Origin of the sequence: Pseudomonas sp. 31-12, assembly GCF_003151075.1 — a bacterium.
GTDB lineage: Bacteria > Pseudomonadota > Gammaproteobacteria > Pseudomonadales > Pseudomonadaceae > Aquipseudomonas.
This window is the reverse complement of the sequence record NZ_CP029482.1, coordinates 577,325-594,076: the sequence shown is the minus strand read 5'-3', so window position 1 is coordinate 594,076 and position 16,752 is coordinate 577,325. Positions and strand designations below refer to the sequence as shown.

The 16,752-nt window shown below is 61.0% G+C and carries 12 protein-coding genes and 1 pseudogene; 3 read left to right on the top strand and 10 right to left on the bottom strand.

What is annotated here, in order from left to right; all coding sequences use genetic code 11:
* Positions 1 to 14: 14 nt before the first annotated feature.
* From DJ564_RS02775 to hutC, 4 genes are all read right to left on the bottom strand, one after another.
* On the bottom strand, positions 15 to 1,487 hold the full coding sequence (locus tag DJ564_RS02775; RefSeq protein ID WP_109627513.1) for a cytosine permease: 1,473 nt from the start codon (positions 1,485 to 1,487) through the stop codon (positions 15 to 17).
* 148 nt (positions 1,488 to 1,635) lie between these two features.
* Complete coding sequence (hutU, locus tag DJ564_RS02770) at positions 1,636 to 3,324, bottom strand: urocanate hydratase (RefSeq protein ID WP_109627511.1); 1,689 nt, start codon at positions 3,322 to 3,324, stop codon at positions 1,636 to 1,638.
* 477 nt (positions 3,325 to 3,801) lie between these two features.
* Complete coding sequence (locus tag DJ564_RS02765; RefSeq protein WP_109627509.1) at positions 3,802 to 4,371, bottom strand: HutD family protein; 570 nt, start codon at positions 4,369 to 4,371, stop codon at positions 3,802 to 3,804.
* On the bottom strand, positions 4,368 to 5,078 hold the full coding sequence (gene hutC / locus DJ564_RS02760; RefSeq protein WP_178082336.1) for a histidine utilization repressor: 711 nt from the start codon (positions 5,076 to 5,078) through the stop codon (positions 4,368 to 4,370). Before hutC ends, DJ564_RS02765 begins: the two co-directional genes overlap by 4 nt.
* 146 nt (positions 5,079 to 5,224) lie before the next feature.
* On the opposite strand from hutC, the gene DJ564_RS02755 reads away from it, so the two are divergent.
* Entirely contained in the window at positions 5,225 to 6,589 is a 1,365-nt protein-coding gene (locus tag DJ564_RS02755) for a formimidoylglutamate deiminase (RefSeq protein ID WP_109627506.1), read from the top strand.
* Between the two features lie 121 nt (positions 6,590 to 6,710).
* Here the strand turns inward: DJ564_RS02755 and DJ564_RS02750 are convergent, their stop codons facing one another.
* Both DJ564_RS02750 and DJ564_RS02745 read right to left on the bottom strand, forming a co-directional pair.
* Positions 6,711 to 7,280, bottom strand: a complete 570-nt coding sequence (locus tag DJ564_RS02750) for a lipocalin family protein (protein WP_109627504.1) — start codon at positions 7,278 to 7,280, stop codon at positions 6,711 to 6,713.
* Positions 7,281 to 7,311: 31 nt separating this feature from the next.
* A complete protein-coding gene (locus tag DJ564_RS02745; protein ID WP_010464535.1) occupies positions 7,312 to 7,566 on the bottom strand; it encodes a hypothetical protein in 255 nt (84 codons plus the stop codon).
* 284 nt (positions 7,567 to 7,850) lie between these two features.
* Here DJ564_RS02745 and DJ564_RS32695 point away from each other — a divergent pair.
* Both DJ564_RS32695 and DJ564_RS32690 read left to right on the top strand, forming a co-directional pair.
* Positions 7,851 to 8,885, top strand: a pseudogene (locus tag DJ564_RS32695) (cache domain-containing protein); the annotation flags it as partial.
* A gap of 93 nt (positions 8,886 to 8,978) precedes the next feature.
* Complete coding sequence (locus DJ564_RS32690; protein WP_370694726.1) at positions 8,979 to 9,743, top strand: methyl-accepting chemotaxis protein; 765 nt, start codon at positions 8,979 to 8,981, stop codon at positions 9,741 to 9,743.
* Between the two features lie 117 nt (positions 9,744 to 9,860).
* Here the strand turns inward: DJ564_RS32690 and DJ564_RS02735 are convergent, their stop codons facing one another.
* The 4 genes from DJ564_RS02735 to DJ564_RS02720 form a co-directional block, all read right to left on the bottom strand.
* Positions 9,861 to 10,463, bottom strand: coding sequence for a DUF924 family protein (locus tag DJ564_RS02735; protein WP_109627500.1), 603 nt, complete (start codon positions 10,461 to 10,463; stop codon positions 9,861 to 9,863).
* A 2-nt stretch (positions 10,464 to 10,465) separates the two neighbouring features.
* Positions 10,466 to 11,476, bottom strand: a complete 1,011-nt coding sequence (locus DJ564_RS02730) for a class 1 fructose-bisphosphatase (protein ID WP_109627498.1) — start codon at positions 11,474 to 11,476, stop codon at positions 10,466 to 10,468.
* 238 nt (positions 11,477 to 11,714) lie between these two features.
* A complete protein-coding gene (locus DJ564_RS02725) occupies positions 11,715 to 13,088 on the bottom strand; it encodes a DUF3999 domain-containing protein (RefSeq protein ID WP_109627496.1) in 1,374 nt (457 codons plus the stop codon).
* On the bottom strand, positions 13,085 to 16,672 hold the full coding sequence (locus tag DJ564_RS02720; RefSeq protein WP_109627495.1) for a DUF2339 domain-containing protein: 3,588 nt from the start codon (positions 16,670 to 16,672) through the stop codon (positions 13,085 to 13,087). Before DJ564_RS02720 ends, DJ564_RS02725 begins: the two co-directional genes overlap by 4 nt.
* Between the last annotated feature and the right edge of the window lie 80 nt (positions 16,673 to 16,752).

Below are 16,752 nucleotides of genomic sequence, written 5' to 3'. Positions count from 1 at the left end.
CTGTCCACGTCCAATCAGGCCTGCGCCGCAGCGCGACCAGCCCCACTTGTTTTTTGTTGTACAACGCTGTCCTGCTCAACCGGCAGAATCAGGTGATCGGGTACCGAGCCGTGCCATTTTTTTGCGCACACGTAATACAGGGCTGCGGGAAGCACCAGACCGATGATCCAGGAAATATCCACACCACCCAGAACTTCTACCAGCGGACCGGTATAGAACTTGGTGGCGATGAACGGCAACTGCACCAGTACTCCGAAGACATAGACGCTGATACCGAGGGCGTTCCAACGGCCGTAGCGACCGTTCGGATCCGCCAACGCCGGCACGTCATAGCGCTCGCGGGTAATGCAGTAGTAGTCCACCAGGTTGATCGCGCTCCATGGCGTAAAGAACGCCAGCAGGAACAGGATGAACGACTTGAACGCACCGAGGAACGAGTGCTGACCGAGCAACGCCATCAGGGTCGCAGCACCGACGATGACCAGCACGAAGACCAGACGCTGCAAGCGCGTGACCTTCAGCTCACCACGGAAACCGCTGATGATGGTCGCAATGCACATGAAGCTGCCGTAGGAGTTGAGCGTGGAAATGGTGACCTTGCCGAACGCGATGCTGAAGTACAGCAGCGCAGCGGTGGCACCGGTACCGCCCAAACCTACGATATAGGCCACCTCGTGGCCGGCGAATTGGCCGTTGGCCGATGCGGCAGCGAACACGCCGAGGACCATCGCTACCTGCGCACCAATGACCGAACCTGCGCCTGCGGCAAAAAAAGTTTTTACCGACGAAATCTTGCTCGGCAGGTAGCGAGAGTAGTCCGCCACGTAAGGGCCGAAAGCGATCTGCCAGGACGCCGCGAGCGAAACCGCGAGCAAGAAACTGCTCCAGCTGAAATGGCGGATTTGCAACAGTGCGCCAACATCAACCTGACTCATCAGACGGCTGAACAGATAAACGAAGGCAATCACGCCAATGACACTGGCAACACGGCCGATCCAGTGGATCACCCGATAACCGAGCACTGTGACCAGCACGATGACACTGGCGAAAATCAGGATGCCGACGCTGTCGCTGACGCCAAACAACTGGCCCAGCGCCTGGCCGGAAAGCACGGTTCCCGTTGCGGTGAATCCGAGGTACATCAGACACACCAGCACGATCGGGATGGCCGCGCCATACACGCCGAACTGCACGCGGCTGGAGATCATCTGCGGCAGGCCAAGCTTGGGCCCTTGCGCAGCATGCAGCGCCATCACGCCACCGCCGATCAGTTGCCCGATCAGCAAACCGATCAACGACCAGAACACATCACCACCCAGTACGACGGCCAGAGCGCCGGTCACAATGGCGGTGATTTGCAGGTTTGCGCCCATCCACAGGGTGAACTGGCTCAACAGACGACCGTGTCTTTCCGCTTCCGGGATGTAGTCGATCGAGCGCGTCTCGATCAACGGTTTACTGCCTGCACGATCGCTGTTAACAGCCATGATTCAACCTCTGTGGATTGTTCTGGGAAGTCGCGTGGTTCTGCTTTTCTGTGGGAGCGGGCTTGCTCGCGAAGAGGCCGGCACATTCAACATCTGTGCTGGCTGACCCATCGCATTCGCGAGCAAGCCCGCTCCCACAGGGACCGAGTTACTTGCCGGTGATCATCGGCAGGTTCAGCCCTTGTTCCTTGGCGCAGTCGATCGCGATCTGGTAACCCGCATCGGCGTGACGCATGACACCGGTCGCCGGGTCGTTGTGCAGCACGCGAGCGATACGCTCGGCCGCTTCGTCAGTACCGTCGCAGACAATCACCATGCCCGAGTGCTGGGAGAAGCCCATGCCGACGCCGCCGCCGTGGTGCAGGGAAACCCAGGTCGCGCCGCTCGCGGTGTTCAGCAGAGCGTTGAGCAGTGGCCAGTCGGACACGGCATCGGAACCGTCCTGCATCGATTCGGTTTCGCGGTTCGGGCTGGCGACCGAGCCGGAGTCGAGGTGGTCGCGACCGATCACGATTGGCGCGGACAATTCACCGCTGCGAACCATTTCGTTGAACGCCAGGCCGAGCTTGGCGCGCAGGCCCAGGCCCACCCAGCAGATACGCGCCGGCAGCCCTTGGAAGCTGATGCGCTCGCGCGCCATGTCCAGCCAGTTGTGCAGGTGGGCGTCGTCCGGGATCAGTTCTTTTACTTTGGCGTCGGTTTTGTAGATGTCTTCCGCGTTGCCCGACAGTGCAGCCCAACGGAATGGACCGATGCCGCGGCAGAACAGTGGACGGATGTAAGCCGGTACGAAACCTGGGAAGTCGAATGCGTTTTCCACGCCTTCTTCTTGCGCCATCTGACGGATGTTGTTGCCATAGTCGAAGGTCGGGATGCCCATTTTCTGGAATTCGAGCATCGCTTTAACGTGCACGGCCATCGATTGTTTGGCGGCTTTGACCACGGCAGCTGGCTCGGTCTTGGCGCGAGCGCGGTACTCTTCCCAAGTCCAGCCGGCTGGCAGGTAACCGTTGAGCGGGTCGTGGGCGCTGGTCTGGTCGGTGACCATGTCCGGGCGCACGCCGCGCTTGACCAGTTCCGGCAGAATTTCTGCCGCGTTACCCAGCAGCGCGATGGAAATCGCCTTGCCTTCTTTGGTGTATTTCTCGATGCGGGCCAGTGCGTCGTCGAGGTCGGTGGCTTGCTCATCGACATAACGGCTGTTCAGGCGGAAATCGATGCTGACCTGCTGGCATTCGATGTTCAGCGAGCACGCGCCGGCCAGGGTGGCGGCCAGAGGTTGAGCACCGCCCATGCCGCCGAGGCCTGCGGTCAGAACCCAACGACCTTTCAGGTCATCGTTGTAGTGTTGGCGACCGGCCTCGACGAAGGTTTCGTAGGTGCCCTGAACGATGCCCTGGCTGCCGATGTAGATCCAGCTGCCGGCGGTCATCTGGCCGTACATGGCCAGGCCCTTGGCATCCAGTTCGTTAAAGTGTTCCCAGCTCGCCCAGTGTGGCACCAGGTTGGAGTTGGCGATCAGCACGCGCGGGGCGTTGGTGTGAGTCTTGAACACGCCGACCGGCTTGCCGGATTGCACCAGCAGGGTCTCGTCATCGTTCAGGTTGGTCAGGCTCTCGACAATCTTGTCGTAGCATTCCCAATTACGTGCCGCGCGACCGATACCACCGTAAACCACCAGTTCTTTAGGGTTCTCGGCGACTTCCGGGTCGAGGTTGTTCATCAACATGCGCAGCGGCGCTTCAGTCAGCCAGCTCTTGGCGGTCAGCTTGTTACCGCGCGCGGCACGGATTTCAACGTCACGATACTTCGTAGGTTTCTGGGTATTGTCAGTCACGAAAAAGACTCCTCAGCGATCAATCCAAACCAACCCTGGCGGTGGGTAAGCCAGCCTGTGCGCGCCAACGCGCCACAAGCGAATCAGTGGACGCTGCGAGGAGTCTCGATCGACTCATACGCATACGTCTTTACTTGTACATACAAGCATATGCAATCAAGCGGCCAACTTGCTGGATGAGTGTTCAAGAAAAATCTTTAAAGGGCTGGAAGGCTTGTAGATCAAGGGTTTTGACGAAGATGAAATTTTCGGGGGGGATATTGCGGGGAGAGTGTCAGCTGTTACTTGATTGTGATTTTGCGCCACGCTGGGGCGTTCGGTAACAAGTTGGTGCGCGACGGGAAACAGGATGAGGATTGCTTTTGTGGCGAGGGGGTTTACCCCCGTTGGGCTGCGTAGCAGCCCCATTTTTTGGGGTCGCTTCGCAACCCAACGGGGGCAAGCCCCCTCACCACAGAGATTTTGTAAACAGTTGGATCAGCGTGCAGTCAGCTCGATCACGCAGCATTGGCCACTGACGGAGACCTCCAGCAAGCCAACGTTACCGTCGAGTTGCAGGCAATCATGGCGACCGAGTTGTGAGGCGCTGTTACCGACCTTCACTTCAAGCTCGTCGGTGACACTGAACACCAGCACCGTTCCGGCCGAACTGAAGAACCGCTGCTCACCGTCCAGCCACTGCAACCGCGCGCTATAACGCTGCGGTGCATAAATCAGGTTGAAGTCTCGGATCGGTCCACCGAGCAAGGTGCACGAGACCTGACTCTCGCCGCTGAAAGCAAACGGGTCCAGCGGTAACAATGGCCGAGTGTCCTGGCCATCAACCCGCAAGGTCATGCCGTCGCCTTGCAATACGGTGATCACCCGCTCATAGCCGGCGAATGTCGAGAAACCGCCCGACTCGCCGATGTCGGCAATCGACAGACGCCAGCCGAAACCCTCAAGGCCGGCACCGCCATCACGGGTAATTTCTTCAGTGCTGCCGCCGCCGTTTTTCCACGGCATGCGCGGGTAATCTTTTGCGCGTAAGACTTTCATTTCATTCATTTATGGAACCGACCTTCCAGACGATGACGGGAACCGGGGTGGATCAAGCGGGCAGCGGTCACTGGCTGACGGCCGGACCAGGTGCGGCGACGAATCAGCAGGCACGGCTCGCCCTTTTCAATCTGCAGCAACTTGCACTCGGAGGCCTCGGCCAGAATCGCCTCGACCACGTGCTCGCCTTCGGTCAACGGCGCAACCTGGTTCAGGTAGGCGTAAGGCGTTTGCAGGGTGAAATCCTGCTTGAGATAGTCCGGGGCGACCAGCGCGTTGACGAAACGGTCTTCGATTTGCACCGGAATGTCGTTTTCGAAATGCACGATCAGCGAATGGAAAACCCGCTGGCCTTCGCGCATATCGAGCGCCAACGCACGCTCGGAACCGGCGGCCTCTTCTTCGAGGGTGATCACCTTGCAGGTGTGGCGATGACCACGGGAGGCGATTTCGTCGGCGATGTTATGCACCTCAAACAGCGCGGACTGGCTTTTCGGTTCGGCGACGAAGGTGCCGACACCTTGCATGCGCACCAGCAGACCGTCGGCGGTCATTTCGCGCAGGGCGCGGTTGATGGTCATGCGGCTGAAACCGAGTTGGTTGACCAGCTCGCTTTCCGACGGAACGCGGTAGTGCGGCGGCCAGTTTCCACTGTCGATTTGTTGGGTGATCATTTGTTTGACGCGGGCGTACAAGGGCGCCGGACTGTCGCCCATGTGTGCGGCCAACGGAGAGACTGCAGGCGGAGTCGGCACGGTTAATCCTTGTTCGTTTGGTTAGGGTTACTAGCTTGCCGGAGTTTACCGAGCAGGCAAACGTCTGTATATGTATATACAAATAACACACGATGGGGTGCTGAACCATGTCCGCCTTCTTTGCCGAACGCGCGCTGCTGCCTAGTGGATGGGCCAACAATGTACGTCTTGAGGTCAGCGCCGATGGCGTAATGACCCATATCCAGGCCGATTCCCACGCAGATGGCGCCGAACGGCTAAGCGGTCCGTTGCTGCCGGGAATGCCGAATCTGCACTCCCACGCCTTCCAGCGGGCCATGGCCGGGTTGGCGGAAGTGGCGGGTAATCCGAACGACAGTTTCTGGACCTGGCGCGATCTGATGTACCGGCTCGTCGGAAAAATCAGCCCGGATCAACTCGGCGTCATTGCGCGTCAGCTGTACATCGAAATGCTCAAGGCCGGTTACACATCGGTCGCGGAATTTCATTACGTACACCACGACACCAACGGCCAACCGTATGCAGATCCCGCCGAACTGGCGCTGCGGATCAGCCAGGCGGCCAGCTCCGCCGGTATCGGCCTGACCCTGCTGCCGGTGCTCTACAGCCATTCCGGTTTCGGCGGCCAGACTCCGAACGACGGCCAGCGCCGCTTCATCAACAGCACCCAAAACTACCTCACGCTTCAGTCGCGTTTGCAGCCGATCCTGGCGCAGCAACCGGCGCAGTCGCTGGGCTTGTGCTTCCACTCGTTGCGCGCGGTAACACCGCAGCAGATCAGCGAAGTGCTGGCCGCCAGCGACAAGCAGTGCCCGGTGCACATTCACATCGCCGAACAGCAGAAAGAAGTCGATGACTGCATCGCCTGGAGCGGCCGTCGTCCGCTGCAATGGCTGTACGAAAATACCGAAGTCGATCAGCGCTGGTGCCTGGTCCACGCGACCCATGCAAACCAGGAAGAAGTCACGCTGATGGCCAAGAGTCGCGCCATCGCCGGTTTATGCCTGACCACCGAAGCCAACCTTGGCGACGGGATTTTTCCGGCAGTGGACTTCCTCGCTCAGGGTGGGCGGATGGGCATCGGCTCCGACAGCCATGTGTCGTTGAGCGTGGTGGAAGAATTGCGTTGGCTGGAATACGGCCAGCGCCTGCGCGATCAGCGGCGTAACCGGTTGTATGGCGAGGATCAGCCGATGGTTGGCCGCACACTGTATGACGCGGCGCTGGATGGCGGCGCTCAGGCGCTGGGCCAGCCGATTGGTGCGTTGGAAGTGGGGAAACGTGCGGATTGGCTGGTGCTGGACGGCAACGATCCGTACCTGGCGACGGCCAGTGGTGACGGGATTCTGAATCGCTGGTTGTTTGCCGGCGGCGATCGCCAGGTTCGGGATGTGCTGGTCAATGGCCAGTGGGTGGTGCGGGATGGGCGGCATGCCGCAGAAGAAGAGAGCAATCGGGCGTTCACCCAAGTCCTGCGCGATCTCCTCGGCTGACACAAAATAAATGTGGGAGCTAGCCTGCTAGCGATAGGGTCATCAGCTTCAACAAGGATGTTGACTGACAGTCCGCTATCGCGAGCAGGCTCGCTCCCACAGTTTTAATCTTCGGTGACTGCTAGTTCGAGGTCTTGGCCATCTGCGTATCCGACGCACGCCAGATCAACCGCGTGGTGTCGTAGCCCTGCTGACGCGCCTTGCTCAGCAGGTCTTCACGGACCACACCGTTAACCGTCGGCGTCCGAGACAGCAGCCACAGATATTTGCGGCTCGGGTCACCGACGATGGCGGTCTTGTAATCGTCGCTGACGTACAGCACCCAGTATTCCCCTTTCGCTACACCCGGCAGCAATCGCGAGAACCAGGTATCGAACTCGACCCACAACTTGTCGGTCTTGCCCGGCACTTGTGGATAAGCCGTGCCCTTGGCCTCTTCCCATTGCCAGTCCGCCGTCAGGCAGCGGTTCAGCACCAGCACGTTGCCGTCAGGCTTGAGCGTGTAATGGGCTTCGGATTGCGCGCAGTTGCGCTGGAAATACATCGGCAGACGGGCCAACTCGTACCAGGTGCCCTGGTATTTCTTGAGATTGACGCTGTTGACGGTTTTCGGTGCCAACGGATCTGTGCCAGAAGTGGCGCAGCCAGCCAATGCCAGGCTGGCAAAAAGGAGTATCAATAACCGCTTCATTGTTTTTCTCCCGTGGGCGTAATGCCCCGGATTACTTCAGGCCTTGGCCGGAAAACATCAGTACTTTGTCACCGGCGTACTGCACGCTGATAAAGCTGTTCTTGTCACCCCAGGTGCAACTGGACATGCCGAGCGCGCCCGAGCAATCAGTGGCTTTACCCAGCAAGGCTTCAACCTCTGCCTTGGGCATGCCGGCCGACAGCTTCGAGTAGTTTTCCTGATTGACCTTGCTGCATGCGGCCAACAACACGCAGAACGAGAGCAAGGCGATAGATCGCAGCGACATGGTGTAGCTCCTGGGGCGAAGGGGGAATGGCATGGCTGCCAAGCAGAAGCTTAGAAGAGAAAACCCCTATCTGGTTCCCCGACTGCCCAGCTATTTATCAGGCCGCTCGTCTGCCTTTTTCCGATAAATCAGCCACTTTCTTGAGCCGTTGAGTATTTCGTCGGTTTTTGCAAAAAGGCGCCTAATCTTTGGCGCTCGCCAGTCGACATAGAAGCAGCGCAAAGCCCTCGACTGTGGCAAATTGACGCCCCTCGCTGACCAGTCCCTCCGCGGTAGTGCACTTAATGACCAGAAACATGAAATTCAGCCACAAGATCCTGCTGGCAGCCGCCCTCGTGGTCGCCGTTGCGTTCGCCTGCTTCATCCTGTTCAACGACTACCGCCAGCGCCAGGCCTTGCGCAGCAGTACCGAATCCTCGATGCAGGAACTCGGCAGCCTGACTACCAGCAACATCCAGACCTGGCTGGAAAGCCGCATTCAGTTGCTGCAATCCTTGTCCCAGCAGATCGCCGTGGACGGCAGCGCACCCGCCAGCCTCAAGCGCGCCATCGACTTGCCGGCCTACACCGGCAACTTCCAGCTGAGCTACTTCGGTGGCACCGACGGCGTGATGTTCTCGATACCTGCCGGCAATCGCGCGGCGGACTACGATCCCCGCGCCCGTGGCTGGTACAAGGCGGCCAACAGCGCGCAGCAGACCATCGTCACCGAACCGTACATCGCCGCGTCATCCGGCAAACTGGTGATCACCGTCGCCACGCCGGTTCAGCATCAGAGCCAGATGATCGGCATCGCCGGTGCAGACATAGACCTGTCCAGCGTCAGCGCGATCATCAACTCGCTGAACTTCGGTGGTCACGGCCACGCGTTCATCGTCAGCGCCGACGGCAAGATTCTGATCCACCCGGACAGCAAACTGGTGCTCAAGAGCCTCGCCGAGGCCTACCCGAACGGCGCGCCGAAAGTCAGCCCGGGCCTGAAAGAGGTCGAACTCGAAGGCAAGACCCAGTTCATCTCCTTCACCCACGTCAACGGTGTGCCCTCGGCCGACTGGTACGTGGCGCTGGTGCTGGACCAGGAGACCGCATTCGCGATGCTAAGCGAATTCCGCACCTCGGCAATCATCGCCATGGTTATCGCCGTGGTCATCATTATCGCGTTGCTGGGCATGCTGATCAGCTTTCTGATGCAGCCGCTGCTGACCATGGGCCGCGCCATGCATGACATCGCCGAAGGTGAAGGTGACCTGACCAAACGCCTGACCATCCACGGTCAGGACGAATTCGGCGCACTGGGCACCTCGTTCAACCGCTTCGTGGAGCGTATTCACACGTCGATTCGCGAAGTGTCCTCGGCCACTGGCCAGGTCAACGAAGTCGCCTTGCGTGTGGTTGCCGCGTCGAACTCGTCGATGTTCAACTCCGACCAACAAGCTTCGCGCACCAGCAGCGTGGCAGCCGCGATCAACGAGCTGGGCGCCGCCGCCCAGGAAATCGCCCAGAACGCCGCCCTCGCCTCCCAGCATTCGAGCGACGCACGTGCCTTGGCCGAAGACGGTCAGCAAGTGGTGGATAAAACCATCGCGGCGATGCAGCAACTCTCGGCGAAGATCAGCGACTCGTGCGGCAACATCGAAACGCTCAACAGCAACACCGTGAACATCGGACAGATTCTGGAAGTGATCACCAGCATCTCGCAGCAGACCAACTTGCTGGCATTGAACGCAGCCATCGAAGCGGCGCGTGCCGGTGAGGCCGGCCGTGGTTTTGCCGTGGTCGCGGACGAGGTGCGCAATCTCGCCCACCGCACTCAGGATTCGGCGCAGCAAGTGCAGAAGATGATCGAGGAATTGCAGGTCGGCGCCCGGGAAGCGGTGAGCACCATGACCGACAGCCAGCGCCAGAGCGAAAGCAGCGTCGGCATCGCCAACCAGGCCGGTGAGCGTCTGGGCAGCGTGACCCAGCGCATTGGCGAGATCGACGGGATGAACCAGTCAGTGGCGACCGCTACCGAAGAGCAGACCGCTGTGGTGGAGTCGATCAACGTCGACATCACCGAGATCAACACGTTGAATCAGGAAGGCGTGGAGAACTTGCAGTCGACCTTGCGCGCGTGTGCGGATCTTGAGCAGCAGGCGGCGCGGTTGAAGCAGTTGGTGGGCAGCTTCCGGATATAAGCTGCTTTCACTGGCCCCATCGCCAGCAGGCTGGCTCCCACAGGGAATTTGTGAACGACACAAACCAAATGTGGGAGCCAGCCTGCTGGCGATGACGACATCAGCCGCAATGAAGATTCAGAACCGAGACCCAGGCCCCGAAAGAAACGCCAGTTCCTCAGCCGTCGACTCCCGCCCCAACACCGCATTGCGATGCGGAAACCGCCCAAACCGCGCAATCACCCGCTGATGCTTCTCGGCATAGTTCAGATAGTCGGTAAACAAATTCCGATCACCCTCCGGCTGCTGCGCCACCAGATCGATATACCGCGAAATCGCCTCGTTCTGCACCGCCAGATTCTCGCAGTGCTCGAACACCAGGTAGATAAACACCCGCTGGATCGGCCGCAACTGCCGGTCGAAATCCGCCGCAATGCCTTGCGCCACCAGTGCCTGAGCCCTGAGATCGCCTGAAAAGGATTTGGGAGTGTCGCGAAAGATCATTCGCGGGAGTTGATCGAGCAGCAGCACCAGGGCCAGCCAACCTTCGGGGCGTTGCGCCCAGTCAGTCAATCCGCCGGCCAGTGCCTGCTCGACCCAGTCCCCGAAACGCGTCTGCGCTTCGAGGTCCTGGCTGTCGCGCTTGCCGAACCATAACTTGCCCTTGTCAGCCGCTATGTCGTGGGGGGATTCGAGGGTTCCGAACCACCACTCGAGCAACGGCTGCCAGGGCGCGGTCATGTTTATTCCTTGTGATATGCCGTGACGCGGGCGACTTCCTCTTTCGAGCCGAGGAACACTGCTACGCGCTGGTGCAGGCCGTCAGGCTTGATGTCGAGGATGCGCTGATGGCCGTCGGTGGAAGCGCCGCCAGCCTGTTCAACCAGGAACGACATCGGGTTGGCTTCGTACATCAAGCGCAGTTTGCCCGGCTTCGACGGCTCGCGGCTGTCGCGTGGGTACATGAACAGACCGCCGCGGGTCAGGATACGGTGCACGTCGGCAACCATCGCGGCGACCCAGCGCATGTTGTAGTTCTTTTTCAGCGGGCCTTCATCGCCCGCCAGCAATTCGCCGACGTAGCGTTGTACCGGGGCTTCCCAGTGACGCTGGTTGGACGCGTTGATCGCGAATTCCTGCGTGGACTCAGGGATTGTGATGTCTTCATGGGTCAGCACGAAGCTGCCCATTTCACGGTCCAGGGTAAAGCCTTTCACGCCATTGCCCAGGGTCAGCACCAGCATGGTCTGTGGACCGTAAATCGCATAACCGGCGGCAACCTGCTGAGTGCCTGGCTGCAGGAAAGCCTTTTCGTTCAAAGGCTCGTTCTGGGTCAGGTATTCGTTCGGGCAACGCAGCACCGAGAAGATCGTACCGACCGGCGCGTTGATGTCGATGTTCGACGAACCATCCAGTGGGTCGAATACCAGCAGGTACGCGCCTTTCGGGTATTTGCCCGGGATCTGGTAGGCATTGTCCATTTCTTCGGATGCCATGCCGGCCAGGTGACCGCCCCATTCGTTGGCTTCGAGCAGGATGTCGTTGGACATCACATCAAGCTTCTTCTGCACTTCACCTTGGACGTTTTCGGTGCCCATGCTGCCCAGAACGCCGCCGAGGGCGCCCTTGGAGACGGCGTGGCTGATTTCCTTGCAAGCACGCGCCACCACTTCGATCAGGAAACGCAGATCGGCAGGGGTGTTGTTGCTACGGGTCTGCTCAATCAAATAGCGACTCAGGGTAACGCGGGACATGGAAGGCTCCGGTGGAATTGGGGGCTAAAAACCCGCGCAGTTTAACGCGAGTCGAGGCGCATTTCCTCCTATCAGACGTGATACGCCCAATAGAGTTCATGCGCCGGGTTGAGCGTAGTTCTAAACCGGCATTTTTACCGTCCGATAAACCGCATTCGCCAGCAGGCTGGCTCCCACAGGGGAATGCGATTAACTGTGGGAGCCAGCCTGCTGGCGATCGGGTGCGAAGCACCCGCCTTCAGGGTTTTACGGGAGGCTTGCGCAGCAAACTGAACGCCATCGCCGCCAGAAACAGCACACTCAGCAACAACACCCCCCACAACCCGAACTTCTTCCAGTTCGTGTCCGTTGTCGCGGCCGCAGTCACCGTGGAGGTGTTGCTCACCACCGCCGCACCTTCCACCGAAGCCTTGCCCAACGCCGCCCACTTCGCCGCGCTGTAATCCGGGATCAGCGTCGACAACGACAGGTTCGCTGCCTTCACCGTCGCATTCCCCAGCGCCAGCGTATAAGGCCCCGCCCCGCGCGCCAAGAATACCAGTTGCGTCGAGCGCACAGCAAATTTCACCGTCGGCGCTTCAGCGCCCAAGCCGCCGCCGCGCTCATCCACGACAAGTTTCAACTGCTGAACGGTCTGCCCCGACAGCTGCAATTCGTTCTGCACTACGTCCTGGCCACTCTGGGTCAGGCGATAGAGCAAACCGCTGCTCAGCGGCTGCCACGGCAGGCTGCTTTCGCGACGACCGGACAATGTCACCGGCGCCAGGCTGTTGGCCTGACTCAGCTCGACCTGCACCCGTTCGACATTCAGCCCCTTCGGCAATTGCCATGTGTACTCACCTGACTTCACGCTGCTGCCCGCCAGCGGTTGCGACCAGACCAACGGCAGCGGCAGGCTGCGGGTATTCGCGCTTTGCAGCTGTGCGGACGTCAGCGCCGGCGCCGATTGCGGTGAATTCCACAACAAGCGCAGATAACGCGCCGATTGCCCCGGCAAGCCGACTTCATGCTGCTCGACCCGCTCGTCGGCAAACGTCAGCCGCGCCACCTGCCCTTCACCCCACGACTGCCAATGCTGCAAGTCGTCACTGGCCTCGATGGTGAAACGCTGGAAGCCATCGCGCTCGCTGGTCCAGTCGAGGATTAGCTGCTGCAACGGTGCCTTGATGCCGCTGGCATCGAGCAACCAGCCGCGCAGCACTTCTTCGCCGGCCTCCAGCTGAGTGGACGGCTGGACTTCAACCAAGGTGCCGTTCGCGCTCGATTGCACGCGAATGCCCGGCGCACGCTCCGTGGCGTCAGCCGAGGTGTACAGCGGGAACCACTTCACATCGCTCAGCGTGCGATTTTCCCGGGTTGACGCCGCCTCGCGCGCCAAGGCGTAGGCCTGGGCCTCGCCGGCAGCGTTAAACACGCGGACATCGCTGAGGTCCGTTTGCCGGGCATTCAGTTGCACGCTCAAGGGCAAGTCGAGGCGATACCAAGGTCCCTCGCCGCTCACCGACAACGGCACCTGCGTGGCGAAGTCCGCCGGTTTTTCCTGAGCGCTGGCGGACAGCGCCACACCCAGCGCAACAGCGCCCAACCAACCCAGGTTCAACTTCTGACTCAAGACGACACTCCTTCGGTTTCAGGGGCCGGCCTTTCAATATCCGGCGCAGCCTCGGCACGCTTGGGCGGCAGCGGCGCGAAATAGCCCACCACCAGCAGCAACACGCCAACGCCGATAAACGACACGATCCGCGCAAGGCCGCCGCGGTTACTCAATTCGACAAAGAACAGTTTGGCCACCACCACGCCGATCAGCGCAGCGCCGATCAGCCACACCTCACGGCGATGACGCAGATGGCCGCCGATCATCAGACTCAGCGCCATCAAGGTCCAGACGATGGACAGACCGGCCTGCACCAGCATCGATTCAAGCAAGGCATCCAGCTCGAACGGCACGCCGCCCCAATGGTGCGCGGTGCGCATCACCAGCGCGGTGAAGAAGGCGAACAGCGAAACTCCGGCGATCAGTTGCGTGGCGTGGGCAACGTAGTCCTTGCGAATGGCCAGTTGCGTCACGGCGCTGCGCGACCAGACGTAGACGCCGAACAGCGCAAACAGCAGCCCCAACTCCAACGGATTGATCAGCGGCACATAGGGCAGAGGTTCGGCGGTGCCGTCGCTGACAATGTTCGCCAGCCAGAACCAGCCGAGCATCAGCACGGCCAACGGTGCCGCCGCGTAGAAACGGTATTCGCGTGGATAAGCCGAAACAGGCCAAGGCCAGGTGCGCGGCGCCGCCATCAACACCAGATACAGACTCGGCAGGATCGCCCACCCCAGCCAGCGCCAGGCGTTGTACTGCTCGGACAACAGCAGCAAACCGTAGCGCAGCTCCAGCGCCAGCACGCCGATCAGCAGCCAGCAGCCGAGCACATGGGCGGTGCTCAAGGCACGCGCCGGCAACATCGGCGCCAGACGTTGCAGGGAGATGAAATGCACGAAGAACACGGCCGCCCACACCAGCCAACCGAAGTTCGCTACCGGGTGATAACGCGAATGCCACGCGGCGAGCAGCACCAGACCGGCAGCGGGAATCAGCAAGGTGCAGAGCAGGCCGAGCGACGACCATTTCAGCCGCAGCGCCAACACCGCCCACAGCGCCACGCTCACGGCTGCAACCGCCAGCAATAAGGTCGCTTGCAGATTCATTGGTGCGAAACGCAGCACTTCACTGATCCACGCCAGCGCCCACCATCCCGCGCCCCACACCAACAGCACTTCGGACAAACGTTGCAAGCTCAGCACATCGAACGCCGAGGCATGGTTGCCGAGTTGCAAGCGCCGGGCGCCGACCATCGCGGCCAGGCCCAACACCAATGGCGTCCAGAAACCGCTGTGCGCAAGCGGCTTCAAACCTTCGCTGGCCAGCGGCCCGAGCAGGTCCGGACCGGCGAACAGGAACGCCGCGCCGCCAATCAACTGCAACAGCAAACCGAAGACAAAACTCACGCGCTGCTTGAGGTACAGACTCAGCCAAATGATGAACAAGCCACTGGCCGCCCACACCGCACTCGCGGTCTGCCATGGCAGCACGAACAGCACCGCCAGATTCATCAGCACCAGACCGGCCAGCAACACCACCGACAAGCCGCGCAACAGCCGAACATCGCTGCGCACCATCTCATCACGGGCGGCGAGCAACATACCGGCGATCAACGCCAGGCCGATCAGGGACGCGCTGAGCAAACCACTCCAGCCAGCGCTGAATACCGCAGCCGACTCACCGCCAGAACCTTGCAAGCGCAGCAGGAACAACGCACCGCCGAGCAACTGCACTGCGAACGCGGTGAACAGGAACGTGCGCGATTGCAGGCGCAAGCCGACAAACAACGTCGCCAACCCCGCCAGCGCCCAACTGATTGCGGTGCCGTGGGTCAGGAAGAACAACGGCGCCAGCAGATACAGGAAGGTCAGGCCGAGGCAAGCCAGTACCGGCAGCCCCTGGCGTTCCCATGCCGACGTTTGCTCGGGCGAGGCTTTGCGCAATTGATAGAAGCTGAACAACAACGCTGCGCCGAGCATCAACGCGCCCAGTGGAGCGCCGTCGAGCAAACTGCCGTCGCCGATCCGCAGTTCGCTGACAAACGCCAGGGCTGAGCCCAGCTGCAGCAACAAGGCAAACGCGCGAGCCAGTGGTCGTTGCTGACGCAGGCCGAGCCAGAAGATCCCGGCGCCCTCGACGGCCCAGGCGGCAGCCGTCCAGCGCGCGTCGAGCCCCAGCGGAATCGCCAGGCTGGCAAAGATCACGCCCAGCGCCAGGCAGGTTTCCGCGAGCAGCAATGCACGGCCGCCCATCAGGAAACGCGCAAGGCCCATGTAGATCATGCCCAACGCCAAGGAACTGAACGCCGCGGCAAACTCGAGATGCTGGACCAGCGCGAACTGTAATCCGAAGCCCACCAGCGGCGGACCGAACAGCATCGTGCCGTCGACGTAATCGCCCTTGCGCGCCGACCAACGCAGCAACGCCTCGCGGCTGTCGTCCTCGGGTGCGTCGCTCATCTCCAGCAGCTTGCGCCGGGCGAACAGCAGACCGATGGCCAAGTACATCAGGAAGAACAGAATCAGGAACGGCTCGGTGCTCCACAGCAATTCCGGCGTGTAGGAGCGCAGGCCCCAGGCGAAACCGATGCCGAAGGTGCCGACGAAACCGATCAGGTTCAGCAGGCGCCAGGCCTTGAACCAGGCGATGGCGAGGATGCCGGCGTTGAGCAACGCGAAGTAGCTGAACAGCGCGACGTGGTTGCCGGCGCCTGTGGAGGTCAGGATCGGCGCCGCGAAGCCGCCGAGCGCAGCGGCCGCGGCCAAGCCCAAAGCATCCTGAGTGATAGCGAGAATCGCCGAGAACACCGTCACCGCGACCAGCAGGCCCAGCGCGGCGCTTGGATCGAGCAGCGGGTGCAGGCGCATCGCGGCGAACACCGTCAGGTACAACACGGCGATCCCGGTGCCTTGCAGCATCAGTGCGTAATTGCTGTTGCGTGTTCTGAGCCACCACCCCAGGCCGAGCAAGCCCAACGCAGCGGCTGCAACCCCGGCGTAACGCAGTTCGATCGGAACCACCATGCCTTCGGTGGCATACCGCAGCAAGAACGCCAGACCGAGGAACAACAGCACCACGCCGACCCGCAGCACGGTGTTGCCCCCGAACAGCCAGTTGCGCGCGCCACTGATGGTCCGCTCGATGAAATTCGGGCCGCGCGGGACGGCGGGTTGTTGCGGTTCGCGGGTGACCGGCTCGGGTTTCCAGACATCGTCGGGCAGCGGACGGCTGGTTTGCGCTGCCGTTGCGGCCATCGGTTCAAGTTCGGGCGGGAGGTCCCAGATCAGCACTGGGGTTTCGACAGGAATTTCATCGAGTGTGAACTCCGGCGACGAAGCGGCTTCGCTGGCTACCGGTTCGCTGGTTTCAGGCGCGGTGACGCCAGACACTTCCAACAATGTCAGGCGTTGCTGCACCCCATTGAGCGCCACCTGCGCCTGTTCCAGCAGCCGACGCTGCTCGGCCACTTGTGAATCCATACGGCCGATGCGAATGGCCTGGCCAATACCCAGCCCGAGCAGCGCACCCAATAGCGCATCACTGAACGACTCATCGAGTATCCAGCCCAGCACCAGCCCAATCAGCATGAACATCCATTGCATGGTCGATATCCCTAAGCGGCCCATTGCCTTGTAGCGTCTGCGCTGACGTCATCGCGGGCAGCGCTAACTGAACTGGTGCC